The organism is Enterobacter sp. HNDS-6 (assembly GCF_039850505.1).
Lineage (GTDB): Bacteria > Pseudomonadota > Gammaproteobacteria > Enterobacterales > Enterobacteriaceae > Enterobacter > Enterobacter kobei.
Map to the genome: position 1 here is coordinate 469,258 of NZ_CP156673.1, position 24,199 is coordinate 493,456.

Genomic DNA, 24,199 nt, shown 5'->3' on the forward strand with positions numbered 1-24,199 from the left:
TTCAGCTTAACTGAGCCGGTCTGTAAAAAAGGGAGCCGCCGCGAGATGTTTATGCGCTTCATGTTGCTTTTGTTGGTATTAGCAAGCCTGTCGAGCCAGGCGCAAACCATCAAAGAAAACATCGCGTTCGCCGTGATTGGCGAGCCAAAGTACGCGGTCAATTTTACGCACTTCGATTACGTCAATCCTGCCGCCCCCAAAGGCGGAAAGGTCACGCTCTCCGCCACGGGAACATTTGACAACTTTAACCGCTTCGCCCTGCGTGGCGTCGCCGCGGCGCGAACGGAATCCCTTTACGATACGCTTTTTGTGACCTCCGATGATGAACCCGGCAGCTACTATCCGCTGATTGCTGATAATGTCCGCTACGCGGATAACTTCGCCTGGGCCGAAATTTCGCTCAACCCCCGGGCCCGTTTTCACGATGGTACGCCGGTTAAGGCCAGCGATGTGGCCTTTACGTTTCATAAATTTATGACCGAAGGCGTACCCCAGTTCCGCATTGTGTATAAAGGCGCAACGGTGCGCGCCATTGCCCCCCTGACCGTGCGCATCGAGCTGAGCGAGCCGAATAAAGAGAATATGCTCAGCCTGTTTTCGCTGCCGGTTATGCCTGAATCGTTCTGGAAAAAGCATAAGCTCAGCGACCCGCTCTCCACGCCGCCGCTGGCCGGCGGCCCCTACCGCATCACCGACTGGCGCATGGGGCAGTACGTGGTCTATTCCCGGGTGAAAGATTACTGGGCGGCAAACCTGCCGGTAAACCGTGGGCGCTGGAATTTCGATACCCTTCGCTATGATTACTACCTTGACGATAATGTCGCATTTGAAGCGTTCAAAGCGGGCGCCTTCGATTTACGCGTGGAGAGCAGCGCGAAAAACTGGGCGACCCGTTATATCGGCAAGAATTTCGCGAAAGGCTATATCGTTAAAGACGAGCATAAAAACGAATCCGCCCAGGACACGCGCTGGCTGGCGTTTAATATTCAGCGTCCGGTATTCGCTGACCGCCGCGTTCGGGAAGCGATTTCCCTGGCCTTTGATTTTGAATGGATGAACAAAGCGCTGTTTTACGGGGCTTACAGCCGTGCGAACAGCTATTTCCAGAATACGGAATATGCCGCGCGTGATTATCCGAAAGCCGACGAACTGGTTCTGCTGGCCCCGCTGAAGGCGGAAGTGCCGCCGGAGGTGTTTACCACGGTCTTTCAGCCCCCGGCCTCAAACGGTGACGGCTACGACCGCGACAACCTGCTTAAGGCCAGCAAGCTGCTGGATGAGGCGGGCTGGCACCTTAAAAATCAAAAGCGCGTGGATGCCAAAACGGGTAAGCCTCTCAGCTTTGAGCTGCTGCTCTCATCCGGGGGCAACGATCAGTGGGTACTGCCGTTTAAGCACAACCTGGAGCGACTGGGGATTACCATGAACATTCGCCAGGTCGATAACGCGCAGATCACCAACCGCATGCGCAACCGTGATTACGACATGATGCAGCGTCTGTGGCCGGCTCAGCCGTGGCCGAGCTCGGACCTGCAAATTTCCTGGGCTTCCAGCTACATCGACTCCTCATACAATGCACCAGGCGTAAAAAGCCCGGCGATTGATGCGCTGATTGCGAAAATTGTGGCGGCGCAGGGCGATAAAGAAAAACTCCTGCCGCTCGGCCGTGCCCTCGACAGGGTCTTAACCTGGAACTACTACATGCTGCCCATGTGGTATATGGGCGAAGACCGTCTGGCACGCTGGGATAAATTTTCCGTACCTGCCGTGCGCCCTGTCTACTCGCTGGGCTTTGACACCTGGTGGTATGACGTCAATAAAGCCGCCAGACTGCCCGCTGAGCGGCGATAAGGAATCATCATGGGTGCCTATCTGATTCGCCGTCTGCTGCTGGTCATCCCCACGCTGTGGGCCATCATCACCATTAACTTTTTTATCGTGCAAATCGCCCCCGGCGGCCCGGTCGATCAGGCGATTGCTGCTATTGAGTTTGGTAACAGCGGCGGTATGCCCGGCGGCGGCGGAGAAGGCATGGGCGCGCGCCATGCGCGTACCGGCGTGGGGAATATCAGTGAAAGCCACTATCGCGGCGGGCGCGGGCTTGATCCTGAGGTGATCGCCGAGATCACCCACCGCTACGGCTTCGATAAGCCCATTCACGAGCGCTATTTCAAGATGCTCTGGGATTATATCCGCTTTGATTTTGGCGATAGCCTGTTTCGCAGTGCGTCAGTGTTAACGTTGATCAAGCAAAGCCTGCCGGTTTCGGTCACGCTGGGGCTGTGGGGAACGCTGATTATCTACCTGGTCTCTATCCCGCTCGGGATCCGTAAAGCGGTTTACAACGGCAGCCGCTTCGATATCTGGAGCAGCACCTTCATCATCATCGGCTATGCCATCCCGGCGTTCCTGTTTGCCGTCCTGCTGATCGTCTTCTTTGCCGGGGGCAGCTATTTCGACATCTTCCCGCTACGAGGTTTAGTCTCCGCCGATTTCAGCACGCTGCCGTGGTATCAGAAAATCACCGACTATCTCTGGCATATCACGCTGCCGGTTCTGGCAACGGTGATCGGTGGGTTTGCCGCTCTGACCATGCTGACCAAAAACGCGTTTCTCGATGAAATCCGCAAGCAGTATGTTGTCACGGCCCGCGCCAAAGGGGTCAGCGAGAAGCAAATTATGTGGAAACACGTCTTCCGCAACGCCATGCTGCTGGTGATTGCCGGATTTCCCGCCACGTTCATCAGTATGTTTTTTACCGGCTCACTGTTGATAGAGGTGATGTTCTCGCTCAACGGTCTGGGGCTGCTGGGCTATGAGGCCACCGTGTCGCGTGATTATCCGGTGATGTTTGGCACACTCTATATTTTCACCCTGATTGGCCTGCTGCTGAATATCGTCAGCGATATCAGCTATACGCTGGTCGATCCCCGAATTGATTTTGAGGGCCGCTGATGCCGCGTTTAAGCCCCGTCAACCAGGCCCGCTGGGCCCGTTTTCGCCACAACCGTCGCGGCTACTGGTCGCTGTGGATTTTTGCCGTCCTGTTTGTCCTGAGCATGTGTTCGGAGCTTATCGCCAACGACAAACCGCTGCTGGTGCATTTTAACGACCGCTGGTATGTGCCGGTGCTGGCTAACTACAGCGAAAGCGACTTTGGTGGCCCGTTTGCAACACCGGCGGAGTATCAGGATCCGTGGCTGCGCCAGCAGATTGAGCAGCACGGCTGGGCCCTCTGGGCGCCGGTGCGTTTTGGTGCGAACAGCATAAACTTTGCCACCACGACCCCCTTCCCTTCTCCACCCTCGACGCAAAACTGGCTGGGGACGGACGCTAACGGTGGTGATGTGCTGGCACGCATCCTCTATGGCACACGGATTTCAATTCTCTTTGGGCTGATGCTGACACTCTTCTCCAGCGTGATGGGCGTGGTGGCGGGTGCCGTTCAGGGCTACTACGGCGGGAAAATTGACCTGTGGGGCCAGCGTATCATCGAAGTCTGGTCCGGTATGCCAACGCTATTTTTGATCATCCTGCTGTCCAGCGTGGTACAGCCGAACTTCTGGTGGCTGCTCGGCATCACCGTTCTGTTCGGCTGGATGGCGCTGGTGGGTGTCGTGCGGGCGGAGTTCCTGCGCACCCGTAATTTCGACTATATTCGCGCCGCGCAGGCGCTTGGGGTGAGCGACCGGGGGATCATCTTCCGCCATATGCTGCCTAATGCCGTCGTGGCCACGCTCACCTTCCTGCCGTTTATTCTGTGCAGCTCCATTACCACCCTCACCTCGCTGGATTTTCTGGGCTTTGGCCTGCCGTTGGGCTCACCGTCGCTCGGCGAACTGCTGCTGCAGGGCAAGAATAACCTTCAGGCACCGTGGTTAGGCATCACCGCCTTTCTTTCCGTGGCCGTGCTGCTTTCGCTGCTGATTTTTATTGGCGAAGCCGTGCGCGATGCCTTTGACCCCAATAAGGCGGTATAAGATGACCCAGCCTCTTCTCAGTATTGATAACCTGTCGATTGCTTTCTCGAAACAGGGTGAGACGCGCACCGTGGTCACCGATTTGTCGCTGCAGATCCAGCGCGGTGAAACGCTGGCCCTGGTGGGGGAATCCGGTTCAGGTAAGAGTGTTTCAGCGCTCTCTATCCTGCGGCTGCTGCCTTCACCACCGGCGAGCTATCCGCAGGGGGATATTCTTTTTCACGGCAGTTCACTGCTTCATGCCGACGAACATACCCTGCGCGGTATTCGCGGCAATAAAATTGCCATGATCTTCCAGGAGCCCATGGTCTCTCTCAACCCCCTGCATACCCTGGAGAAACAGCTCTATGAAGTCTTGTCTCTGCACCGGGGCATGCGCAAAGAGGCTGCGCGGGGGGAAATACTGGATTGTCTTGAACGGACGGGCATACGCAATGCGGCCAAACGGCTGAATGATTTTCCGCATCAGCTCTCCGGCGGTGAACGCCAGCGAGTGATGATTGCTATGGCTCTGCTCACCCGGCCCGAACTGTTAATTGCCGACGAGCCGACGACGGCGCTGGACGTGACGGTGCAGGCGCAAATATTGACGCTGCTGCGGGAGCTGCGCGACGAGCTGAACATGAGCCTGCTGTTTATCACGCACAACCTGAGTATTGTGAAAAAGCTAGCGGACAGCGTCGCGGTCATGCAAAACGGCCGATGCGTTGAACAGAATAGCGCATCCACGCTGCTGAACGCGCCACAGCACCCTTATACGCAACGTCTGCTCAACAGCGAACCTTCCGGCGACCCGGTTCCGCTCACGGCCGACAGCACTCCGCTACTGCGCGTTGAGGATTTGTCCGTCTCCTTCCCGATCCGCAAAGGCATTCTGCGGCGTATCGTCGACCCAAACCCGGTCCTGAAAAATATCCGCTTCTCGCTGCGTCCCGGTGAATCCCTGGGGCTGGTGGGCGAATCCGGTTCGGGTAAAAGCACCACCGGTCTGGCACTGCTGCGCTTAATTGCCTCTCAGGGCGAGATCCTTTTTGACGACATGCCGCTGCACCGCTGGAACCGCCGCCAGATGCTGCCGGTGCGCCCGCGTATGCAGGTGGTGTTTCAGGATCCCAACTCCTCACTTAACCCGCGGCTCAGCGTATTGCAGATTGTCGAAGAGGGTTTGTGCGTTCACCAGCCCGGCCTGAACGCGCAGCAGCGTGAGCAGGAGGTCATCCAGGCGATGGCCGAAGTGGGCTTAGATCCCGATACCCGTCACCGTTATCCTGCGGAATTTTCCGGCGGGCAGCGCCAGCGTATCGCCATCGCCCGTGCGTTGATCCTGAAACCGGAGCTAATTATTCTGGATGAACCCACCTCCTCTCTGGACAGAACCGTCCAGGCGCAGATTCTGGCATTGCTGAAAGGGCTACAGGAAAAGCATCGGCTGGCCTATATCTTCATCAGCCACGATCTGCAGGTAGTGCGGGCGCTATGCCATCAGGTGATTGTTTTGCGACAGGGTGAGGTGGTCGAACAGGGGGAATGCCAGCGCGTATTTACTGCGCCAACGCAGAGCTACACGCGCCAGCTGCTGGCAGCAGACTAGCGCTCAGAACGGGTACTGGCCGGAAAAAGGCTCAGCAATCGCAACACCAAAGTTTTTCAGACGGCAGGTGGCGGCAAATTCATCCTGGCTTTTAACAAACAGGCACGGCTCGCCTTCGCACTCCAGTACGGAGCTGTCCACTTCGATATCCGTCAGGGCCTGACTGAGACGCTCCATCACCCGCCACGCATTTTCGTCGCTTGGGCTCAACAGTTTGAGCGCCACAAGGCAATTGTCACAGCCCGCGCCGTTTTGCGGAATCGGTTCAACCTTCGAACCTGCAAAACCCGCCGACCAGCGATAGCTCTGGGGCAAGCGATGGACAATGGAGAGTTGTAATGTATTCACGTTCGTTCCCCGGAAGCAAAATTTACTTCACAATTTATTTACATTTATAGTAACACATCATCGCTAACCTGCACTATTCAGCGCTTTTTTATCGGTATAGAGGTTCGCGTCGGCGCTATATGTACCCGTTTCTGCGATCTAACTCAACCTTTTTGAATACAATGATGTGACTTTTTACATAAATAGATTTTACATAAAATAAACAAACACGGGGTAAACGAACGCGGGTTTGGTTGATATGTATCAACAAAAAAGGCCCTGTCGGGCCTTATCTGCTCATCAATGAGCCGCTTTTCGTGGCCGGCTGGCATAAAGACAGAAGAGGACGGAGCTGGTTGCGCAAAACGCCATCGCCCAGAGCATTGGCCAGGCCGTCGTAAAGGTCGCCATAGACAGTAGTGCCCCGACGATGGCGCCAATGCCGAAGCGGAACGTCCCCGCCAGTGACGATGCGGTCCCCGCCATATGCGGAAACTCATCGAGGATCACCGCCATCGCATTTGAGGATATCATCGACACGCAGCCCACAAAGGCCGCCACGCCAATCACCAGCGCCCAGAAGCCCACGCCCAGGAATGCACTGACCACCAGCCAGACAGCCATCACAAACTGGATCCACAGCCCGGCGCGGAACATGTTCAGCGCGCCGACCCGCCGGACAAAGCGGCTGTTAATAATAGTCAGTACAAACAGGAAGACGATATTGAGCGCAAAATAATAGCCGAAGTGCTGCGGAGAAACATGGTTCAGCTCGATATAAACAAACGGCCCGGCGCTCAGGAAGGAGAACATCCCGGCGAAGCTGAACCCGCTTGCCAACATATAGCTCAGCACGCGCTTGTGGCGAAACAGCGAGGCAAAGTTACCTATTGTGGTGCGAATGTGGAATTTCTGGCGGTGCTCGGCAGGAAGCGTTTCATCAATAAAGAAGAAAATCATTGCAGAGGCCAGCAGTGCGGCCAGCGCCAGGATCCAGAAAATCGCATGCCAGCTAAACCACACCAGAACCGCCCCACCGGCCATCGGAGCCACCAGCGGCGCAATCGTCGTCACCAGCATGACAAACGACATCATGCGGGAGAACTCTTCTTTCGGGTAGATATCACGCATCAGGGCGTTGATCACCACACTCGCTGCAGCAGCGGCCAGACCGTGCAAAAATCGCATGAAAATCAGATGATCGATGGTTTGCGCCAGCGCGCAGGCCACCGCCGCCCCGGCAAAGACCAGCGTTCCGCCCAGAATAACCGGTTTGCGCCCCAGGCTGTCAGCCATCGGGCCGTACAATAACTGGCCGAGAGCAAAGCCGAGAATATAGGTGCTGAGCGTCATCTGTGCGCTGCCTGCCGGTACCCCAAACTGCGCGGAAATGACCGGCAGCGCGGGCAGATACATATCAATAGACAGCGGCATCAACATGGCCAGCAGGCCAAGAATGAAGACAATTTTGAACGACGAGTGTGGCCTGGTGGTCACAGAAATCTCCTGAAATTAGTGCGAAGGCAGACCGACGCTGGCGATCTCTTCTTCCGTCAGCGGGCGATATTCGCCAGGCGCCAGGTCGGGATCGAGCGCGATTGCGCCAATACGTTCGCGATGCAGACCGACAACGCGGTTACCCACTGCGGCAAACATGCGTTTAACCTGATGGTAACGCCCTTCGCTGATGGTAAGACGGACTTCCGTCGGCGTGATCACGTCCAGCACCGCCGGTTTAGTCAGGTCTTTTTCATTATGCAGCTGAACGCCTTTCGCGAATTGCTCTGCCGTGTCATCCGCAACCGGCGACTCCAGCGTGACCAGATAGGTTTTCTCGCAGTGGTGGCGTGGGGAAGTAATACGGTGTGACCACTGCCCGTCGTCGGTCATCAGCACCAGCCCGGTGGTGTCGATGTCGAGGCGGCCCGCGGCATGCAGCTTATGTGCCACCGGTTCGTCGAGGAAATAGAGTACCGTCGGGTGATCGGGATCGTCCGTTGAGCAGACGTAGCCTTCCGGCTTGTGGAGCATGAAGTAGCGCGGGCCGTTCTGCTGGGTCAGCGGATTGCCGTCGTATTCAACCTGATGCTCAGGTTGAAGTTTGAAAGCGCTGTCTCTCACAATGTCGCCATCCACGGTAACGCGGCTGGCGCGAATTTCGCGCCCGGCAATAGCGCGGCTTACGCCGAGTTGCTGAGCGATAAACTTATCAAGTCGCATGAAATCTTTTTAGCCTTAATGGTGCTGGAAGTCGGACCGTGCGTCCGAAAAAGAAGCAGTCAGGAACGGTTCAGTATAATGGTCTGGTTGCGCCACTCAAGGGAAAAAGTTTCGTGGCATACTATATGCGGATTAACGAAACTGAGACACCATGACTTTTACACTTCGTCCCTATCAGCAGGAAGCCGTTGACGCCACCCTCGCCTGGTTTCGCAAACACCGGGAACCGGCGGCGATTGTCCTCCCGACCGGCGCAGGCAAAAGCCTGGTCATTGCCGAGCTGGCCCGCCTGGCGCGTGGCCGCGTGCTGGTGCTGGCGCACGTCAAAGAGCTGGTCGCGCAAAACCACGCCAAGTATTGCGCGCTGGGGCTGGAGGCCGATATTTTCGCCGCCGGGCTCAAGCGTAAAGAGAGCCACGGTAAGGTTGTCTTTGGCAGCGTGCAGTCGGTCGCCCGCAACCTGGATCTGTTTCGCAGCGAATTTTCGCTGCTGATTGTCGACGAGTGTCACCGCATCAGCGATGACGACGACAGCCAGTATCAGCAAATCCTCACGCACCTGAAAGAGGTGAACCCTCACTTACGCCTGCTGGGCCTGACGGCAACCCCGTTTCGCCTGGGCAAAGGCTGGATTTACCGCTTTCATTATCACGGCATGGTGCGTGGCGATGAAAAAGCGCTGTTCAGCGACTGTATCTACGAACTTCCGCTGCGCTACATGATTAAACACGGCTACCTGACGCCGCCCGAGCGGCTGGATATGCCGGTGGTACAGTACGACTTCAGCCGGTTACAGGCGCAGAGCAACGGCTTATTCAGCGAAGCGGATCTCAACCAGGAGTTGAATAAGCAAAAGCGCATAACGCCGCATATCATCAGCCAGATTGAGGAGTTTGCCGCGACGCGCAAAGGGGTGATGATCTTTGCCGCGACAGTCGAGCACGCGCGAGAAATTACCGGACTGCTCCCCGCTGACGACGCCGCGTTAATTACCGGCGAAACGCCCGGCCCTGAGCGTGACAGGTTGATTGAGGCGTTTAAAGCCCAGCAGTTCCGCTATCTGGTGAATGTTTCCGTGTTAACCACCGGTTTTGACGCCCCGCACGTCGACCTGATTGCGATTTTGCGCCCGACGGAATCCGTCAGCCTGTATCAGCAGATTGTCGGTCGTGGTCTGCGCCTGGCACCGGGCAAAACTGACTGTCTGATCCTCGATTACGCCGGTAACCCGCACGATCTTTACTCTCCCGAAGTGGGCACGCCAAAAGGCAAAAGTGACAACGTGCCGGTACAGGTGTTTTGTCCAGCCTGCGGGTTTGCCAACACCTTCTGGGGGAAAACCACCGCCGACGGCACGCTGATCGAACACTTTGGCCGCCGCTGTCAGGGCTGGTTTGAAGATGATGAAGGGCATCGCGAGCAGTGCGATTTCCGTTTTCGTTTCAAAAACTGTCCACAGTGCAACGCCGAAAATGACATTGCCGCCCGCCGCTGCCGTGAGTGCGACACGGTGCTGGTCGACCCGGACGACATGCTGAAAGCGGCGCTGAAGCTGAAAGATGCGCTGGTGCTGCGCTGTTCCGGCATGGCCTTACAGCCGGGCGCGGATGAAAAAGGCGAGTGGCTAAAAATTACCTATTACGACGAGGACGGCGCTGACGTCAGCGAGCGGTTCCGGGTACAGACGCCAGCCCAGCGCACGGCATTTGAGCAACTGTTTATCCGCCCGCATACCCGCACGCCTGGCGTGCCGCTGCGCTGGATCACCGTGGCAGATATCGTGCATCAGCAGGCGCTGCTGCGCCATCCGGATTTTGTTGTCGCCCGCAAGAAAGGCCAGTTCTGGCAGGTACGTGAGAAGGTCTTTGACTATGAAGGTCGCTATCGTCGGGCAAACGAATTGCGTGGTTAGCAGGACTTTTCATTGATGTGAGCGGCGTTTGAGTATAAAATGCCGCCCGCTTCACATCCGTGGGGCAGAACACTCACCTGCTGCTGGGTCGCCTGTAGTAGGGTTTTAAATACAGAGAGAAATCAATGTTCACTATCGAAGCAGAAGTACGTAACGTGCAGGGTAAGGGTGCGAGCCGCCGCCTGCGTACCGCTAACAAGTTCCCGGCTATCGTTTACGGTGGCGAAGCTGCTCCAGTTGCAATCGAACTGGATCACGACAAAGTATGGAACCTGCAGACCAAAGCTGAATTCTACAGCGAAGTTCTGACCATCGTTGTTGGCGGTAAAGAAGAAAAAGTGAAAGTTCAGGCTGTTCAGCGTCACGCGTTCAAGCCAAAACTGACTCACATCGACTTCGTTCGCGCGTAATCGCAAACCTGTCGAGAAAAACCCCGCTTCGGCGGGGTTTTTTTATGGCGATTATTTACCGCCCGAGGTGCGACGCTGAAGCTGATCGCGCAGGTTTGGCGGCGTGCCTTTGATGGTCAGCGTATCGGTGGCAGGATCCCAGAAGATACGTTCCCCCAGCAGCATGGCATCGAAGTTGATGGTTAACCCACCGCCGCTCCCGGCAAATTTGGTTAACTGACGCAGCGTACTGCGATCCGCCGGGAAGCTCTCTTCAAGCTCATAGCCTTTCTCCGCGGTGAACGCCTGGAAGCTGACTTCGCTAACGCCCGCCAGCTCTTTTGAGAGCGACTCCAGCTCAATCTCTTCCCCCGCCTGCAGCTGTTCGTTGCAGTAGCTGTAAACCTGCTGACGCACGTTCTGGCGTTCTGATTTATCGAGCTGCGCCTCAGCCGTAAAGTCATCTACCGCCTGCAACAGCCCTTTGTTCTGCGCTTTGGCGTTAAGTCCTTCGCTGGCGCCGAGGAAATCCATAAAGAAATCGGCCACTTTACGGCCCACACGCCCTTTCAGGAAGGTCAGGTAGCGGGTCGATTCCGGGTTGGTTTCCCACTCGGTCAAATCAATCCGCGCCACAATATCCGCATGGTTGATATCCAGATAATGCGTCGAGCTGATATCCAGTTGCTCATTCACGCGCATGCTGCTCAAGTTATTCAGCACGGTAACCAGCAGATACTCTACCGCCAGGTAGCGATAGTGGCAGAACAGGACGATGCCGCCGTCGGCGAAGGGATATTTTGCCAGCTCGTCGCGCAGACGCCCGGTGGCCGCGCGGCTAAACGCCAGGAAATCCTCTTCCCCCTGACGCTGCAGGCGCAGGCTATCAGCCAGTTCACTCTCTTCGCTGAACAGACCATAGGCTTTATTTTTGGCGCTGTAGACGCGATGCAACTCAGCCATCATTTCCACAACGGTCGCCGTGGGTTCCAGTAACGAATCGCGTAGCACCACTTCAAGGGTTTGCTCATCACGCTTGATAAGCTGGTGCAAGGCAATCTGGTTGATTTCCAGACTCATGATAAACTCTCCTTTTAGACCGGGCGGTATTCAACCACCACCAGGACATGTGTGCAACAACAGATAAAAAAGGGGAAAAAAAGCTGTTGCTACGGTAATATGTTGCCCTTTCATCAACAAACTGATTCTGATTTATGCCACAACATTCCCGCTACAGTGATGAACACGTTGAACAACTGCTCAGTGAGCTGGTCAACGTACTGGAAAAACATAAAACGCCGACCGATCTCTCCCTGATGGTTTTGGGAAATATGGTCACCAACCTTATCAACACCAGCGTTGCTCCGGCTCAGCGTCAGGCGATCGCAAAATCTTTCGCCCAGGCTTTACAGTCATCCGTCAGCAACGACCAGGCCCATTAAGGGAAACGAACAACAGTTTATGGTGACGAATCGTCAGCGCTACCGTGAAAAAGTCTCCCAGATGGTCAGCTGGGGACACTGGTTTGCCCTGTTTAACATTCTGTTAGCGGCGGTGATTGGCTGTCGTTATCTGTTTGTCGCAGACTGGCCAACCACGCTAACCGGGCGTATCTACTCCTGGATAAGCGTTGTCGGTCACTTTAGCTTTTTGGTATTCGCCACCTATCTGCTGATCCTGTTCCCTCTGACGTTTATCGTCATGTCGCAGCGTCTGATGCGGTTCTTATCCGCAATCCTTGCCACAGCAGGGATGACGCTGCTGCTTATCGACAGTGAAGTGTTCACCCGTTTCCACCTGCATCTTAACCCTATCGTCTGGGAACTGGTGATCAACCCTGACCAGAACGAAACGGCTCGTGACTGGCAGCTGATGTTTATCAGCGTCCCGGTGATCCTGCTGATTGAGATGTTGTTCGCCACCTGGAGCTGGCAAAAGCTCCGCAGCCTGACCCGACGCCGCCACTACGCGAAGCCCGTCGCCGCACTCTTTTTCATCTCATTTATCAGTTCGCACATCATGTACATCTGGGCGGATGCTAACTTCTATCGCCCCATTACGATGCAGCGTGCCAACCTGCCGCTCTCGTATCCAATGACGGCCCGTCGTTTCCTTGAGAAACACGGCCTGTTAGATGCCCAGGAGTATCAGCGTCGTCTGGTCGAACAGGGTAATCCGGAAGCGGTCAGCGTTCAGTATCCGCTGAGTGAACTGCGCTATCGCGATATGGGCCGCGGACAAAACGTCCTGCTGATTACCGTCGATGGTCTGAACTATTCCCGTTACGAGAAGCAGATGCCTGCGCTGGCCGATTTCGCGAGTCAAAACGTCTCGTTCACCCAGCATATGAGTTCCGGGAACACTACCGATGCGGGCATCTTTGGCCTGTTCTATGGCATTTCTGCCGGATACATGGATGGCGTACTGGCTGCACGCATTCCTGCGGCGCTAATTACCGGACTGAATCAGCAAGGCTATCAGTTAGGGTTGTTCTCATCCGATGGCTTTAACAGCCCACTCTACCGCCAGGCGCTGTTGTCTGATTTCTCGCTGCCTGCTGCGCAGAGCCAGTCTGATACCCAGACCGCAAACCAGTGGATAAACTGGCTGCAGCGCTACGCCCAGGAAGATAACCGCTGGTTCTCGTGGGTGGCCTTTAACGGCACCACGCTTGACGACAGCAACCAGACTGGCTTTGCCCGCCGATACAGCCGTGCGGCCAGCAATGTTGACGCGCAGATCGGCCGCGTTCTTGACGCGCTACGCGAATCAGGCAAGCTCGATAACACTGTCGTGATTGTGACCGCAGGTCATGGTGTACCGCTCGGCGACGAAACGAAGAGCATGAGCTGGTCACGCCCGAACCTGCATGTACCGCTGGTGATCCACTGGCCGGGAACGCCTGCGCAGCGCATCAATATGCTCACTGAACATAAAGATGTTATGACGACCCTGATGCAACGCCTGCTGCACGTCAGTACGCCAGCAAACGAGTATTCTCAGGGGCAGGATCTCTTCAGCGCCGCGCGCCGCCATAACTGGGTGACATCAGCAGACGGTAACACGCTGGCGGTGACCACACCGACGCTGACGCTGGTGCTGAACAGTAACGGAAATTACCAGACGTATAATCTGCAGGGTGAACGGTTGAAGGACCAGAAACCGCAGCTGAGCCTGTTGCTGCAGGTCCTGACGGATGAGAAGCGCTTTATCGCTAACTGATTAATTATAAACCAGTTAGCGACAGATTCTCTTGCATTCGAAACGGAATCGAGTAGTATCTTTTTATGCGTCGGCACGTAGCGCAGCCTGGTAGCGCACCGTCATGGGGTGTCGGGGGTCGGAGGTTCAAATCCTCTCGTGCCGACCAAAAACACATTGAAAACCAGCCTCTTACGGCTGGTTTTTTTTATGCATAAAAAAGCCACCCCGCAGGATGGCTTCCTTATCGCACGTCGGCGCTTAGTGCTTCTCACGTCCACCCAGGAAGAAAATACCCAGCGGGATGGCAAGCAGAACGGTGAAGACAAGGCTGTAAACGAAGATCATCGCCGATTGCAGAACATACATGCTGGTGGTCCAGGCGGAGAGAGGAATGTTGTACTGTTCGATAACGCCAACAATGGTTGCCCGCCCCACGCACGCGGCCGCAATCATAAACACAACCAGTAGCGCCAGGAGGAACTTGCGGCCTTCAGGTGTTTTCAGTTTTGCACGAACCATCTCTCTTCCCTTTACAGATGAATAACATTATGTGGCGTTCAAAATAACACGATCTGCCGCCAGATACCATTTCAGCACAAAAAACTGGATTTATAGTGCAAGTCAGGTTCATTACACCACTTATATTGAAAATGTAAGTAAATGACGCTAATCATTCATAAGTGTTATGCTAATCTGATTCGGCTCGTTTTGACATAAAGGAATGACAATGAAAAACGCACCTAAATTTGCCATCGCCCTGATTGCCGCGTGCATCAGCACCGGCGCTTTCGCCAGCGAAACCCAAAAAGAGCAGCCGCTGGAAAAAGTTGCCCCCTATCCGAAAGCGGACAAAGGGATGAAACGTCAGGTGATTCAGCTACCGGTTCTGCAGGACGAAGCGAACTACAAAGTGGAGCTGTTGATTGGTAAAACGCTGGAAGTGGATTGTAACCAGCACCGACTGGGCGGCCAGCTGGAGAGCAAAACGCTGGAAGGTTGGGGCTACGATTACTACGTCTTCGACAAAGTGACCTCCCCCGTCTCCACCATGATGGCGTGCCCGGACAGCAAGAAAGAGAAGAAATTTGTAACGGCATATCTGGGTGATAACAGTCTGCTGCGCTATAACAGCAAGTTGCCTGTCGTGGTGTATACGCCTGAAAACGTAGAAGTGAAATACCGCGTATGGAAAGCGGATGAGAATGTCGGACAAGCGGTAGTACGTTGAAATTAAGTCGGGTGGCGGCTTCGCCTTACCCGACCTACAACACTAAAAACGGTAACGAATGTTACCGTTTTGCTTTTACCTTACAGGGCGATATCCGCAACCGGTTTGTTTTCAGCCTGAGGCTTCAGCTCCGCCTTTGGCGCAGCATCCGCTGCCTGCGGCTTCACATATTGCAACTGCAATACGCGGCTGGTGTATTCCAGCTCCTGCTCCGTCGCGTCGACATTCCCGTTCAGCTTCGTACCGTAGGATGGAATAATCGTTTTCAGCTTCGCCTGCCATTCCGGGCTGGCAACTTTATCTTTAAACACTTTTTCCATCAGGTGCAGCATGATTGGCGCAGCAGTAGATGCACCCGGTGACGCGCCCAGCAGCGCGGCAATCGTGCCATCCTTATCGCTCACCACTTCCGTACCCAGACGCAGCACGCCGCCCTCTTTCGGGTCACGCTTGATGATCTGAACACGCTGTCCCGCCTGCCACAGACGCCAGTCTTCTTTCTTCGCCTGCGGATAGTACTCTTTCAGCGCCTCGAAGCGTTCCTCGTCAGAGAGCATCACCTGGCTGATGAGATATTTCACCAGATCGAAGTTATCCAGACCCACGTCCATCATCGGCTTGACGTTAGAGGTGGTCGTGGCGCTGAGCAGATCCCACAGGGAGCCATTTTTCAGGAACTTGGTGGAGAAAGTCGCGAACGGTCCGAACAGCACCACGCGCTTACCGTCAAGCATACGGGTGTCGATGTGCGGAACAGACATCGGCGGTGCACCGACGGAAGCCTGACCGTACACTTTTGCCAGATGACGATTCACCACTTCCGGATTCTCGGATACTAGGAACTGACCGCCAACCGGGAAGCCAGCATAGTCGTCAGCTTCAGGAATACCGGACTCCTGGAGCAGTTTCAGCGCCGCCCCACCGGCACCAATAAAGACAAACTTCGCCTTGATGACGTGCTCGGCTTCGTTGTTTTTCAGATCGGCAACGGTCACACTCCAGCTGTTATCCGCGTTGCGCTTAAATCCACGCACTTCGGTGCTGAGCTGCAGGTTGAAGTTCTCTTTCTTCTTCAGAGACGTCACCAGCTGACGGGTAATTTCGCCATAGTTAACGTCGGTACCAATTTCGGTCCGGGTCGCGGCCACTTTCTGGTTCGGGTCACGACCTTCCATCACCAGCGGCGCCCACTCTTTGATCTGAGCGTGGTCTTCAGAGTATTTCATCCCACGGAAGAGCGTGCTCTGCTGCAGCGCAGCGTAACGCGCGCGCAGGAAGTTGACGTTCTGCTCGCCCCACACAAAGCTCATGTGCGGTACGGTGTTAATGAAGGAGTGCGGGTCATGCATCACGCCGCTGTTGACCTGGTGAGACCAGAACTGGCGTGAGATCTGAAACGCTTCGTTGATCTCTACCGCCTTCTCGATACTAATGGAACCGTCCTTTTTCTGCGGCGTATAGTTCAGTTCCATGAGTGCCGAATGTCCGGTACCGGCGTTGTTCCAGCCGTTCGAACTTTCCTGCGCCACGCCATCAAGGCGCTCGACCATGGTCATGGACCAGTCCGGCTGAAGTTCTTGCAGATAGGTTCCCAGCGTGGCGCTCATGATACCGCCACCAATTAAAAGGACGTCCGTTTCCTGCTCTTTAGGGGTGTCAGCTTTCGCCGCCATAGAGACGGTGTTAAGCCCCACGGCCAGAGAAAAGAGCATGGCAGTCATTTTTTTCATAATTTATGCCTTAGTGTAAAAGTGCTTGATGCGTGGAAATTGCAGGTGAAAAAAGCTGCGGAGGCACGGTAACAACTTTTAAATATTGTTTAAAGGTTACGAAATTATTGTAATTGTGAAATTTAATGGTGGGTTGTTTGTAAGGAATTATCGATGTGGCTGGTAAATCGTGGGTTTACTGGCTAGTATGTGGCGTTTTGTGATCGCGCGCACGGAAGCCTGCCCTAATCTGCGAAGAGTTATGTCCTTACCCCATTCTGCTGTACCCGGCGATGACCGCGTCACCACGGTCCTTAGCTCGCCAAAACTTCTGGTGCGTGAAACGCTGGCGGGCGTCATTACCGCCCTGGCCCTGGTCCCTGAAGTGATCTCATTTTCGGTGGTTGCAGGCGTTGATCCCAAAGTCAGCCTGATCGCCTCCGTGGTGTTGTGTTTTGCTTTGTCTGTGCTGGGCGGTCGTCCGGCGATGGTCACGGCGGCGGCCGGTTCCGTGGCGCTGGTTATTGGCCCGATGGTGCACCAGCACGGCGTGCAGTACATTCTTCCGGCGGTTCTCATGGCGGGGGTGATCCAAATACTGTTTGGCGCACTGGGCATGGCAAGGCTGATGCGCTTTATCCCTCAGTCGGTGATGACCGGGTTTGTTAACGCCCTCGGCATCTTAATTTTCTTTGCTCAGGTTCCGCACTTCTGGAGCCGAAGCCCGTTAATCGTCGGCCTGTTCGTGCTCACGCTGCTTATCGTGCTGTGGGTGCCGCGCTATATCAAAAGCATCCCTTCCCCGCTGATTGCGATAGTGGTGCTCACGTTGTTCACCGTTACCAGCGGGCAAATTCTGCCGACGGTGGGTGATGAAGGCTCGATGAGTGGCGGGTTACCGGGACTGACGGAAATGCTGGTCCCCCTGAACATAGAAACGTTAAGCATTATCTGGCCGTGCGCGTTAAGCATTGCGTTCGTCGGGCTGCTGGAGTCACTGCTGACGGCGAAGCTGGTGGATGAACTGACCGTCACCCCGTCCAGTAAACGCCGTGAAAGCATCGGGTTGGGCGTGGGCAATATCCTGGCCGGGCTCTATGGAGGGATCGCTGGCTGCGCGATGATTGGACAAACCATCGTCAACGTGGAGATGGGGAAAGGCCGAAGCCGTATTTCAACGTTAGCGGCTGGTATCGTTTTGCTGGTGCTGGTGACGGCGCTGAGCGACGTGATGGCTAAAATTCCGATGGCGGTGCTGGCAGGCATTATGGCGATAGTCGCCATCAAAACCTTCAGCTGGCACAGCATTCAGCCCGCAACGGTAAAAAATGCACCTGTTGCGGAAACCGTCGTGATGCTGGTGACGATCGCCGCAACGGTATCAACCGGTAACCTGGCGATTGGCGTGCTGGGGGGGATTATCGTCATGGCACTGCTTCCCGCCCGCATTAAACGTCGTCTTAAAGCAGAAAAAGCGTTGCAAGCCCAAGAAAAATAAAGAAACCACCGGTATCGGTGATGGCAGTGATCATCACGCTCGACCCCACCGCGGGGTCGCGCCCCAGCTTGGTCATGGTCAGTGGAATAATGACCCCCATCATCGATGCCACCAGTAAATTCAGCACCATCGCCAGCATCATCACCCCGCCTAAGGCCATATCGTCATACAGCCACCAGGTGATGCCCCCCATAATGCCGCCCCACACCAGGCCGTTGATCAGCGCCACCCCCATCTCCCTGAAGATCAGAAAGGCGAAATTGCCGGGCTGAATATTTTCCAGCGCCAGCGCGCGGACGATCATCGTGATGGTCTGGTTTCCGGTGTTGCCGCCAATCCCGGCCACAATCGGCATTAATGACGCCAGGGCCACCAGCTGTGAAATGGTGTGTTCAAAGCCATCGATTACGCGGGAGGCGATAAAGGCGGTACACAAATTAATGGCAAGCCACGCCCAGCGCGTTTTCACCGCCTTACCGACGGAGGCGTGGACGTCATCTTCGGCGCTGATCCCCCCGAGCGCGCGCAGGTCGTTATCGGTCTCTTCGTAGACCACGTCAACGATCTCATCAACCGTCAGACGGCCCATCAGCTTGCCGACGGAATCCACGACGGCCGCACTCACGAGGTCGTCACGTTCGAAGGTACGTGCCGCTTTTTCAGCATCGTCTTCCGGAGAGAAGACCATCGGCTCGTTTTCCATCACCTCACTGACTCGCCGCTGGGTGCTGTTAAGCAGGATCGTTTTCAGCTCCAGCTCGCCCAGCAGGGTTTTATCCCGCGAGGTGACGAACAGTTTATCGGTGTTATCCGGCATCTTGCCCAGGCGACGCAGGTAGCGCTGCACGGTACCGAGCGTGACGTCCGGACGCACCGTGATAACGCCAAACTCCATGATCGCGCCGACGCTATTTTTCTCGTAGTGCATCACCTGACGAACGCGCGCGCGCTCATCGGCAGGCAGGGAGGCCAGCAGGCGACCGGTCAGGTTACGCGGCAGGTGTTGTACAAGGTAAATCTGTTCGTCGATATCCAGCGTTTGCAGCGCATCGAGGATGTCCCGGTCGCTCATCTCGTCGATCAGGTCATCCCAGACGTTTTCCGAAGCTTCAAGCAGTACCTGCCCGCGCTCGTGATCCTGCACCAGACGCCACAGGGCGTGACGCTCTTCGGAGGGAAGTGCTTCGAGCGTATCCGCCAGATCCGGCGGGGGTAAATGAGCAACCAGCGCACCTACCTCAGCAATATCGTCGGCTAAAGTGCCGACATCATATTGCTCAGCCAGGGTCAGTTTGCCTAATAACGTAGAAGTGACCGCTTTATCGGTCGTGAGAAGCCAGATGAGTCGCGCACGCTCCTGATCGCGCTGCCTGGCGCTGTTTTTCTTTAATACCGACATCAATCATAAATCCATTAAATGAGTTGGCGTTAAGCATAGCGCGAGGATATGTAAATAAGAATAAACAACGGGACGGGATGAAGAAAAAAACGGCATTAGGGCCACGATCTATCCCCTCTCCCTGTGGGAGAGGGTTAAGGTGAGGGCATCAGGCCGTGCGCGCCACCGCATCACGCGAGGCCGCCGCACGCTCGTCACCGGTCAATTCGCTCAGCTTGCCATCGCGCATCTCCAGCAGACGGTCGGCGTGAATGAAGTAGTGATCGTCGTGGCTAATGGCGAAAATGGTTTTGCCCATCTCCTGCATCAGCGGCAGCAGCACCTGATAGAACTCACGGCGGAAGTGGGGATCCTGATCCGCCGCCCATTCGTCCAGCAGAATGATATCGCGCTCTTCCGCCAGCGCCAGCAGCAGCGCCACGCGCTTCTTCTGCCCTTTAGAGAGCTTCAGGTTGAGAATTTTACCGTCCTGAAGCTCCAGCTTGTGCGACATCTGCAGCTGTGCCAGCCATTTTTCCACCAGCACAGGATTGGCCTGCTGCCCTTCAGGGCCGAGCAGCCGATCGAACAGCCAGACGTCGGTAAATACCGCCGAAAAGAGCTTGCGGTAGTCCTCAGGTTTCCCGGCACTCAGCGCCTTACCGTCCAGCAAAATCTCGCCCGACTGCGGCTGGTAGAGTCCGGTGAGCAACATCGCCAGCGTGGATTTACCGCTGCCGTTACCGCCGATGAGGAACAGCAGTTCACCGCGGTGAATCGTCAGGTTGACCGGCCCCACGGAGAAGGCGTTGTCCTGATAGCGGAACGTCACGTCGCGCAGCTCCAGCGTATGCCAGTCCGGGAAGGCTTGCGGGCGCGGGAATTCCGCCTTAAATGGCGCGAGGTCGAATTTTTTGAGCTTGTTAAACGCCACCTGTGCACTCAGCAAGGTGGGCAATGCGCCGACCGCCGAGAGCAGCGGCGTGCGTAAAAACAGCAGCGTCAGTGAGTAGGTTGCCGCCACGTTGGTGTCCGCCCAGCCCAGGCTGTTCGCCATCCAGAATACCAGGCCAATGGCACCCAGCATCATGATATTTGACCAGTTCACCGCGCTCAGGTGGTAAGTATCGGCGCGGATGATGTGATGCCGATATTCGCGCGCGTCCGGGATATAGAGGTGATTGAAGATATACTCGGCGCGCTCGCGGTTCAGGGTCAGCTCCTTGCGCCCTTCCAGCACCGTCTGGTAATCGTTATACAGTTTATCTTCCGTTTCGCGCAGCACCGCCATGTGTTTATAGACGCGTGACACCAGCACAAAGCCGCCCCAGATGGTAATGGCAATCCACAGAGCGGTCACCGCCAGCATTTTACTGGAGAGCCAGGCAAGATAAGCCGCCGAGCCAAAGGTCAGAATGATCCCCTGCACCAGCTCCGGCAGACGAACAAACGCGATGGTGATAGCCCGCACGTCGCTGGTCAGCCCCGCCAGCAGGGAGGCGCTGCCAAGTTGCTCCACCCGTTCAACCTGAGTGTCCAGGATCCGCTTGATAAATTCGCTGCGCAAACGGAAAACGAAATGGTGGCCGAGCGCGGTTAGCGCCAGCTGAGAGCCAAGCGTAACCGCCATCAACAGCAGCAGCAGGCCGAGAAACTCTGGCAAAACAGAGAGTGAGGTATCGACCATTTCAATCAACCGCACGTTAATAAACGCGATCAGGCCAATACCCAATGCGGCGCTGGCAAGGCTTAACGCCATGACGGCAATGAAGGGCCAGCGATACTGACGCCAGACAAGGAGAAGTAGTTGCATGCAGGCAATCCGGACAATAAAAATCAGCCAGCAGTGTAAACTGCCCGGCGTGTACATCAAGAATAATTCTTATTTTTGTTTACTAAACCCTGCCTGGCGAAACGTCAGGTTAAAACGGTACTCGCCAGTGAGGGGATGCACCCCGGGTTTCAGAGGCTGAATGCCGTGATAATACAGCCGCGATTCCCTGCCCCACACCACCACGTCGCCATGCTCCAGCATAATGCGTTTGAGCGGATCGTTACGGCGTAATCCGCCAAACTGGAAGACGGCAGGAAGCCCTAACGATACCGAGACGATGGGCGCGCGGAGATCGGGTTCATCTTTATCCTGATGCAGGGAGAGTTTCGCGCCAACGGCGTAGCGGTTAATCAGGCAGGCATCCGGTCGGAAGTCAGGATAATCAGCGGCAACGGCAGCCTTGTGGCAGAGAGCCTGAAAAACCGCAGGCATCGGGGGCCACGGCTGGCCGGTCGCGGGATCGTTAGGCGCATACAGGTAGCCTCGTTCATTCGTCGCCCACCCTAATTCGCCGCAGTTCGCCATGGCCACCGACATCGTGTAACCGCCCGGCGTGACCATATGGCGAAACGGGGAAACCGCCGTCACCTCTTCTATACCCGCAAGCAGCGCCGCCGCACGGGAGAGCGCGAAGCGACGCAAAATAACCGCCCCCGGTGCCAGTGGTTCCTGCCAGGGTTCCGCATCCGCAAAAAGATCGAGCATTATCCCTCCTGGCGTTTCGCCTCACGTTTTAGCAATAGCGCTTTTCGCGCCGTCCCCCATCGGTAACCCGACAGTGCGCCATCGTTACGGACAACGCGGTGACAGGGGATCACAATCGCCAGCCTGTTTGCCGCACAGGCTCCCGCGACGGCACGTACCGCGTTGGGTTGTCCAATCGCCTGCGCCACCTGCTGATAACTTGCCGTTTCACCGCAGGGAATTTCACGAAGGGCCTGCCAGACTCGCTGCTGGAACGCGGTTCCGCGTATATCCAGCGGCAGTTCAAGCGGCGCTGCGCGATTATCAATACTGGCAATCACCTGGCGGATACGCTGCACGAAGGCATCTTCCTGCGGCGCGGGCTCTGCTTTTGGAAACAGCGTCGCCAGCTCCCCGGCTAATTCGGCATCGTCATCACCGAGCAGTATTGCGCAAATCCCCCGCTCGCTTTCAGCAACCAGACAGCGTCCTAATGAGCAGTCATCGATGGCGTACTGCACCGCCACGTCGCCTTTGCGGTACTGTTTCGCCGTCATACCCAGCGCATCCGTCGCTTTACGATAATAGCTGCTGCTGTCGGGAAAGCCTGCGGCCAGCACGGCATCGGTAACGGCATCCCCCTGGGCAAGCGCCGCGCGCAGACGTTGACCGCGCGCCGCCTGCTGCCAGGCTTTTGGCGTCATTCCGGTGACGGACTTAAACAGCCGGTGGAAGTGAAAAGGACTCATGGCCACCTGCTGCGCCAGACCGTCCAGCGTTAACGCAGGATCCTGCTCCAGAAGGCGACAGGCGTGCTCCACTTTCGCCAGCTTCTGCTGCTGCGGATCGCATTTATCCGGCATACAGCGCTTGCACGGGCGAAACCCTGCCTCAATGGCATGGTGAACATCAGGATAAAAGTGGACGTTTTTACGCAGGGCGTGACGTGCCCGGCAGGACGGACGACAGACAATCCCCGTCGTTTGCACGGCAAAGACAAACTGATCGTCAGCACGCGGATCGCGAGCCAGTACAGCCTGCCAGCGATCCTCATCGGTCATATAGGTTGGATTTTTCATCATCAGCTCCTCTTACAAGCATACCTGTAGCGTGCCTGAGTGCCACTGATAAAAAACCCGCAACCTTGCTTTTTAATTTTTGTCGCTCACCAGGAAACTGTTGAACTGTGGCGAGCTCCAGGTTTTAAACTCGTCGCCCTCTTTGGTGATCATATACACCGCCAGCCCTTCCTGACGAACCACCTCTTTCGCTTTTTCCGGGCCGAGGACCATTAAGCCGGTATCCCAGGCATCGGCTTCCAGCGCCGTCGGCGCAATCACCGTCACCGAGACCAGATTATGCGCGATCGGCCGCCCGGTCTGCGGATCAATAACATGCGAGATGCGCTTCCCGTCAAGCTCGTAATAGTTACGGTAACTCCCGGAGGTGCTGATGCCATGTCCGTTGATATCGACTATCGCCTGCACGGCATTTTGCCGATCGGTCGGTTTTTGAATCGCTACGCGCCACGGTTTATCGCTGGCGTTCATGCCCCGGCTGACTAACGCACCGCCCACGGAGACCAGATAGCGCGAAATGCCTTCCTGCGTCATCAGCGCGGCAAGGTGATCCGCCGCGTAGCCTTCCCCTACCGTCGACAGATCGACAAACAGATCGGGGATATCTTTTTGCAGGTACTGTTGGCCGTACTGATTGATCACCGTCAGATGCTGCAGCCCTGTCCGGGCACGGGCATCATCAATAGCCGCCTGATCGGGCGTCACCACCGGCTGTTTATTCGGGCCAAATCCCCAGAGGTTCACCAGCGGCCCGACGGTCACGTCCATCGCACCGTTGGTTTTATATCCCACGCGAATGGACTCGGTGACGATATCAGCCATCGCTTCACTCACCGGCCACAGAGACGTACTGGTGGAGAGGTTAAAGCGCATCAGCGCCGAGTCATTTTTGTAGGTCGACAGCAGCTGATCGTCGGCGTCCAGCTGAGCCTGGATTTTGCCGCGAAGCTCTTCCGTGCGCGTTTTATCGAGATTCATCACGCTGACGCGCCAGAAGGTGCCCATCGTTTTGCCTTCGAGCACCGTGGCAGCGGGTGCGTCAGTTTTCGCCACGGGGGCGGGATCGTTACATGCGGTCAGGAAAAAAAGCATAGCCAGAAAGCTGGCGCGTAAAAAAGTCATATCCATTCATTATTATCCTCATGCCAGGGCGGCAAGAGTACACC

At 56.0% G+C, this 24,199-nt stretch carries 21 protein-coding genes and 1 tRNA gene; 11 read left to right on the plus strand and 11 right to left on the minus strand.

Features of this window, described 5'->3' with window-relative positions; all coding sequences use genetic code 11:
- Positions 1-45 precede the first annotated feature (45 nt).
- From ABFI50_RS02125 to yejF, 4 genes are read left to right on the plus strand one after another with little or no spacing between them, the layout of a single operon-like run.
- Positions 46-1,851: an extracellular solute-binding protein gene (locus tag ABFI50_RS02125; protein WP_063667315.1), complete on the plus strand. Its 1,806-nt coding sequence runs from the start codon at positions 46-48 to the stop codon at positions 1,849-1,851.
- A 9-nt stretch (positions 1,852-1,860) separates the two neighbouring features.
- Positions 1,861-2,955 carry a microcin C ABC transporter permease YejB gene (locus ABFI50_RS02130; RefSeq protein WP_063667314.1) on the plus strand — a complete coding sequence of 365 codons (1,095 nt, stop codon included), beginning with the start codon at positions 1,861-1,863 and terminating at the stop codon, positions 2,953-2,955.
- Entirely contained in the window at positions 2,955-3,980 is a 1,026-nt protein-coding gene (locus ABFI50_RS02135) for an ABC transporter permease (RefSeq protein ID WP_014884588.1), read from the plus strand. Before ABFI50_RS02130 ends, ABFI50_RS02135 begins: the two co-directional genes overlap by 1 nt.
- A gap of 1 nt (position 3,981) precedes the next feature.
- Positions 3,982-5,571 (plus strand): microcin C ABC transporter ATP-binding protein YejF, encoded by a 1,590-nt coding sequence (gene yejF / locus ABFI50_RS02140; RefSeq protein WP_063614249.1) that lies wholly within the window; start codon positions 3,982-3,984, stop codon positions 5,569-5,571.
- A gap of 3 nt (positions 5,572-5,574) precedes the next feature.
- Here the strand turns inward: yejF and ABFI50_RS02145 are convergent, their stop codons facing one another.
- The 3 genes from ABFI50_RS02145 to rsuA all read right to left on the minus strand — a co-directional run bounded on the left by ABFI50_RS02145 (position 5,575) and on the right by rsuA (position 8,118).
- Entirely contained in the window at positions 5,575-5,919 is a 345-nt protein-coding gene (locus tag ABFI50_RS02145; RefSeq protein ID WP_063614247.1) for a YejG family protein, read from the minus strand.
- Between the two features lie 279 nt (positions 5,920-6,198).
- The gene (locus ABFI50_RS02150) at positions 6,199-7,395 is read right to left on the minus strand and encodes a Bcr/CflA family multidrug efflux MFS transporter (RefSeq protein ID WP_014884591.1); all 1,197 of its coding nucleotides are present in this window, start codon (positions 7,393-7,395) and stop codon (positions 6,199-6,201) included.
- Between the two features lie 15 nt (positions 7,396-7,410).
- Positions 7,411-8,118, minus strand: coding sequence for a 16S rRNA pseudouridine(516) synthase RsuA (gene rsuA, locus ABFI50_RS02155; RefSeq protein ID WP_014884592.1), 708 nt, complete (start codon positions 8,116-8,118; stop codon positions 7,411-7,413).
- 151 nt (positions 8,119-8,269) lie between these two features.
- Here rsuA and ABFI50_RS02160 point away from each other — a divergent pair, with 151 nt between their 5' ends.
- Positions 8,270-10,030 carry a DEAD/DEAH box helicase gene (locus tag ABFI50_RS02160; RefSeq protein ID WP_014884593.1) on the plus strand — a complete coding sequence of 587 codons (1,761 nt, stop codon included), beginning with the start codon at positions 8,270-8,272 and terminating at the stop codon, positions 10,028-10,030.
- A gap of 125 nt (positions 10,031-10,155) precedes the next feature.
- Positions 10,156-10,440, plus strand: coding sequence for a 50S ribosomal protein L25 (gene rplY / locus ABFI50_RS02165; RefSeq protein WP_014884594.1), 285 nt, complete (start codon positions 10,156-10,158; stop codon positions 10,438-10,440).
- A 51-nt stretch (positions 10,441-10,491) separates the two neighbouring features.
- On the opposite strand, the gene yejK is transcribed toward rplY, so the two are convergent.
- Positions 10,492-11,499: a nucleoid-associated protein YejK gene (yejK, locus tag ABFI50_RS02170; RefSeq protein WP_014884595.1), complete on the minus strand. Its 1,008-nt coding sequence runs from the start codon at positions 11,497-11,499 to the stop codon at positions 10,492-10,494.
- A 134-nt stretch (positions 11,500-11,633) separates the two neighbouring features.
- On the opposite strand from yejK, the gene ABFI50_RS02175 reads away from it, so the two are divergent.
- The 3 genes from ABFI50_RS02175 to ABFI50_RS02185 all read left to right on the plus strand — a co-directional run bounded on the left by ABFI50_RS02175 (position 11,634) and on the right by ABFI50_RS02185 (position 13,789).
- Positions 11,634-11,861, plus strand: a complete 228-nt coding sequence (locus ABFI50_RS02175) for a YejL family protein (protein WP_014884596.1) — start codon at positions 11,634-11,636, stop codon at positions 11,859-11,861.
- A 19-nt stretch (positions 11,862-11,880) separates the two neighbouring features.
- Positions 11,881-13,641: an LPS biosynthesis-modulating metalloenzyme YejM gene (gene yejM, locus ABFI50_RS02180; RefSeq protein WP_023330941.1), complete on the plus strand. Its 1,761-nt coding sequence runs from the start codon at positions 11,881-11,883 to the stop codon at positions 13,639-13,641.
- Between the two features lie 71 nt (positions 13,642-13,712).
- Positions 13,713-13,789, plus strand: a tRNA-Pro gene (locus ABFI50_RS02185).
- A 92-nt stretch (positions 13,790-13,881) separates the two neighbouring features.
- On the opposite strand, the gene ABFI50_RS02190 is transcribed toward ABFI50_RS02185, so the two are convergent.
- A complete protein-coding gene (locus tag ABFI50_RS02190) occupies positions 13,882-14,142 on the minus strand; it encodes a DUF2534 family protein (protein WP_008500962.1) in 261 nt (86 codons plus the stop codon).
- Between the two features lie 208 nt (positions 14,143-14,350).
- Between ABFI50_RS02190 and eco the strand changes: the two genes are divergently transcribed.
- The gene (eco, locus tag ABFI50_RS02195) at positions 14,351-14,851 is read left to right on the plus strand and encodes a serine protease inhibitor ecotin (RefSeq protein WP_087529880.1); all 501 of its coding nucleotides are present in this window, start codon (positions 14,351-14,353) and stop codon (positions 14,849-14,851) included.
- A gap of 80 nt (positions 14,852-14,931) precedes the next feature.
- On the opposite strand, the gene mqo is transcribed toward eco, so the two are convergent.
- Positions 14,932-16,581 (minus strand): malate dehydrogenase (quinone), encoded by a 1,650-nt coding sequence (mqo, locus tag ABFI50_RS02200; protein ID WP_014884599.1) that lies wholly within the window; start codon positions 16,579-16,581, stop codon positions 14,932-14,934.
- Positions 16,582-16,768: 187 nt separating this feature from the next.
- Between mqo and ABFI50_RS02205 the strand changes: the two genes are divergently transcribed.
- Positions 16,769-18,058 (plus strand): SulP family inorganic anion transporter, encoded by a 1,290-nt coding sequence (locus tag ABFI50_RS02205; RefSeq protein ID WP_347486070.1) that lies wholly within the window; start codon positions 16,769-16,771, stop codon positions 18,056-18,058.
- Here ABFI50_RS02205 and mgtE read toward each other — a convergent pair.
- The 5 genes from mgtE to apbE all read right to left on the minus strand — a co-directional run bounded on the left by mgtE (position 18,021) and on the right by apbE (position 24,161).
- Positions 18,021-19,457, minus strand: coding sequence for a magnesium transporter (mgtE, locus tag ABFI50_RS02210; protein ID WP_014884601.1), 1,437 nt, complete (start codon positions 19,455-19,457; stop codon positions 18,021-18,023). The two genes, ABFI50_RS02205 and mgtE, sit on opposite strands and share 38 nt — an antisense overlap.
- A gap of 148 nt (positions 19,458-19,605) precedes the next feature.
- Positions 19,606-21,249, minus strand: a complete 1,644-nt coding sequence (locus tag ABFI50_RS02215) for a multidrug ABC transporter permease/ATP-binding protein (RefSeq protein WP_045281828.1) — start codon at positions 21,247-21,249, stop codon at positions 19,606-19,608.
- A gap of 69 nt (positions 21,250-21,318) precedes the next feature.
- The gene (gene alkB / locus ABFI50_RS02220; RefSeq protein ID WP_176260725.1) at positions 21,319-21,975 is read right to left on the minus strand and encodes a DNA oxidative demethylase AlkB; all 657 of its coding nucleotides are present in this window, start codon (positions 21,973-21,975) and stop codon (positions 21,319-21,321) included.
- Positions 21,975-23,033 (minus strand): bifunctional DNA-binding transcriptional regulator/O6-methylguanine-DNA methyltransferase Ada, encoded by a 1,059-nt coding sequence (gene ada / locus ABFI50_RS02225; RefSeq protein WP_347486072.1) that lies wholly within the window; start codon positions 23,031-23,033, stop codon positions 21,975-21,977. The genes alkB and ada overlap by 1 nt, the downstream gene beginning before the upstream one ends.
- Positions 23,034-23,105: 72 nt before the next feature.
- Entirely contained in the window at positions 23,106-24,161 is a 1,056-nt protein-coding gene (apbE, locus tag ABFI50_RS02230; RefSeq protein ID WP_047026907.1) for an FAD:protein FMN transferase ApbE, read from the minus strand.
- Between the last annotated feature and the right edge of the window lie 38 nt (positions 24,162-24,199).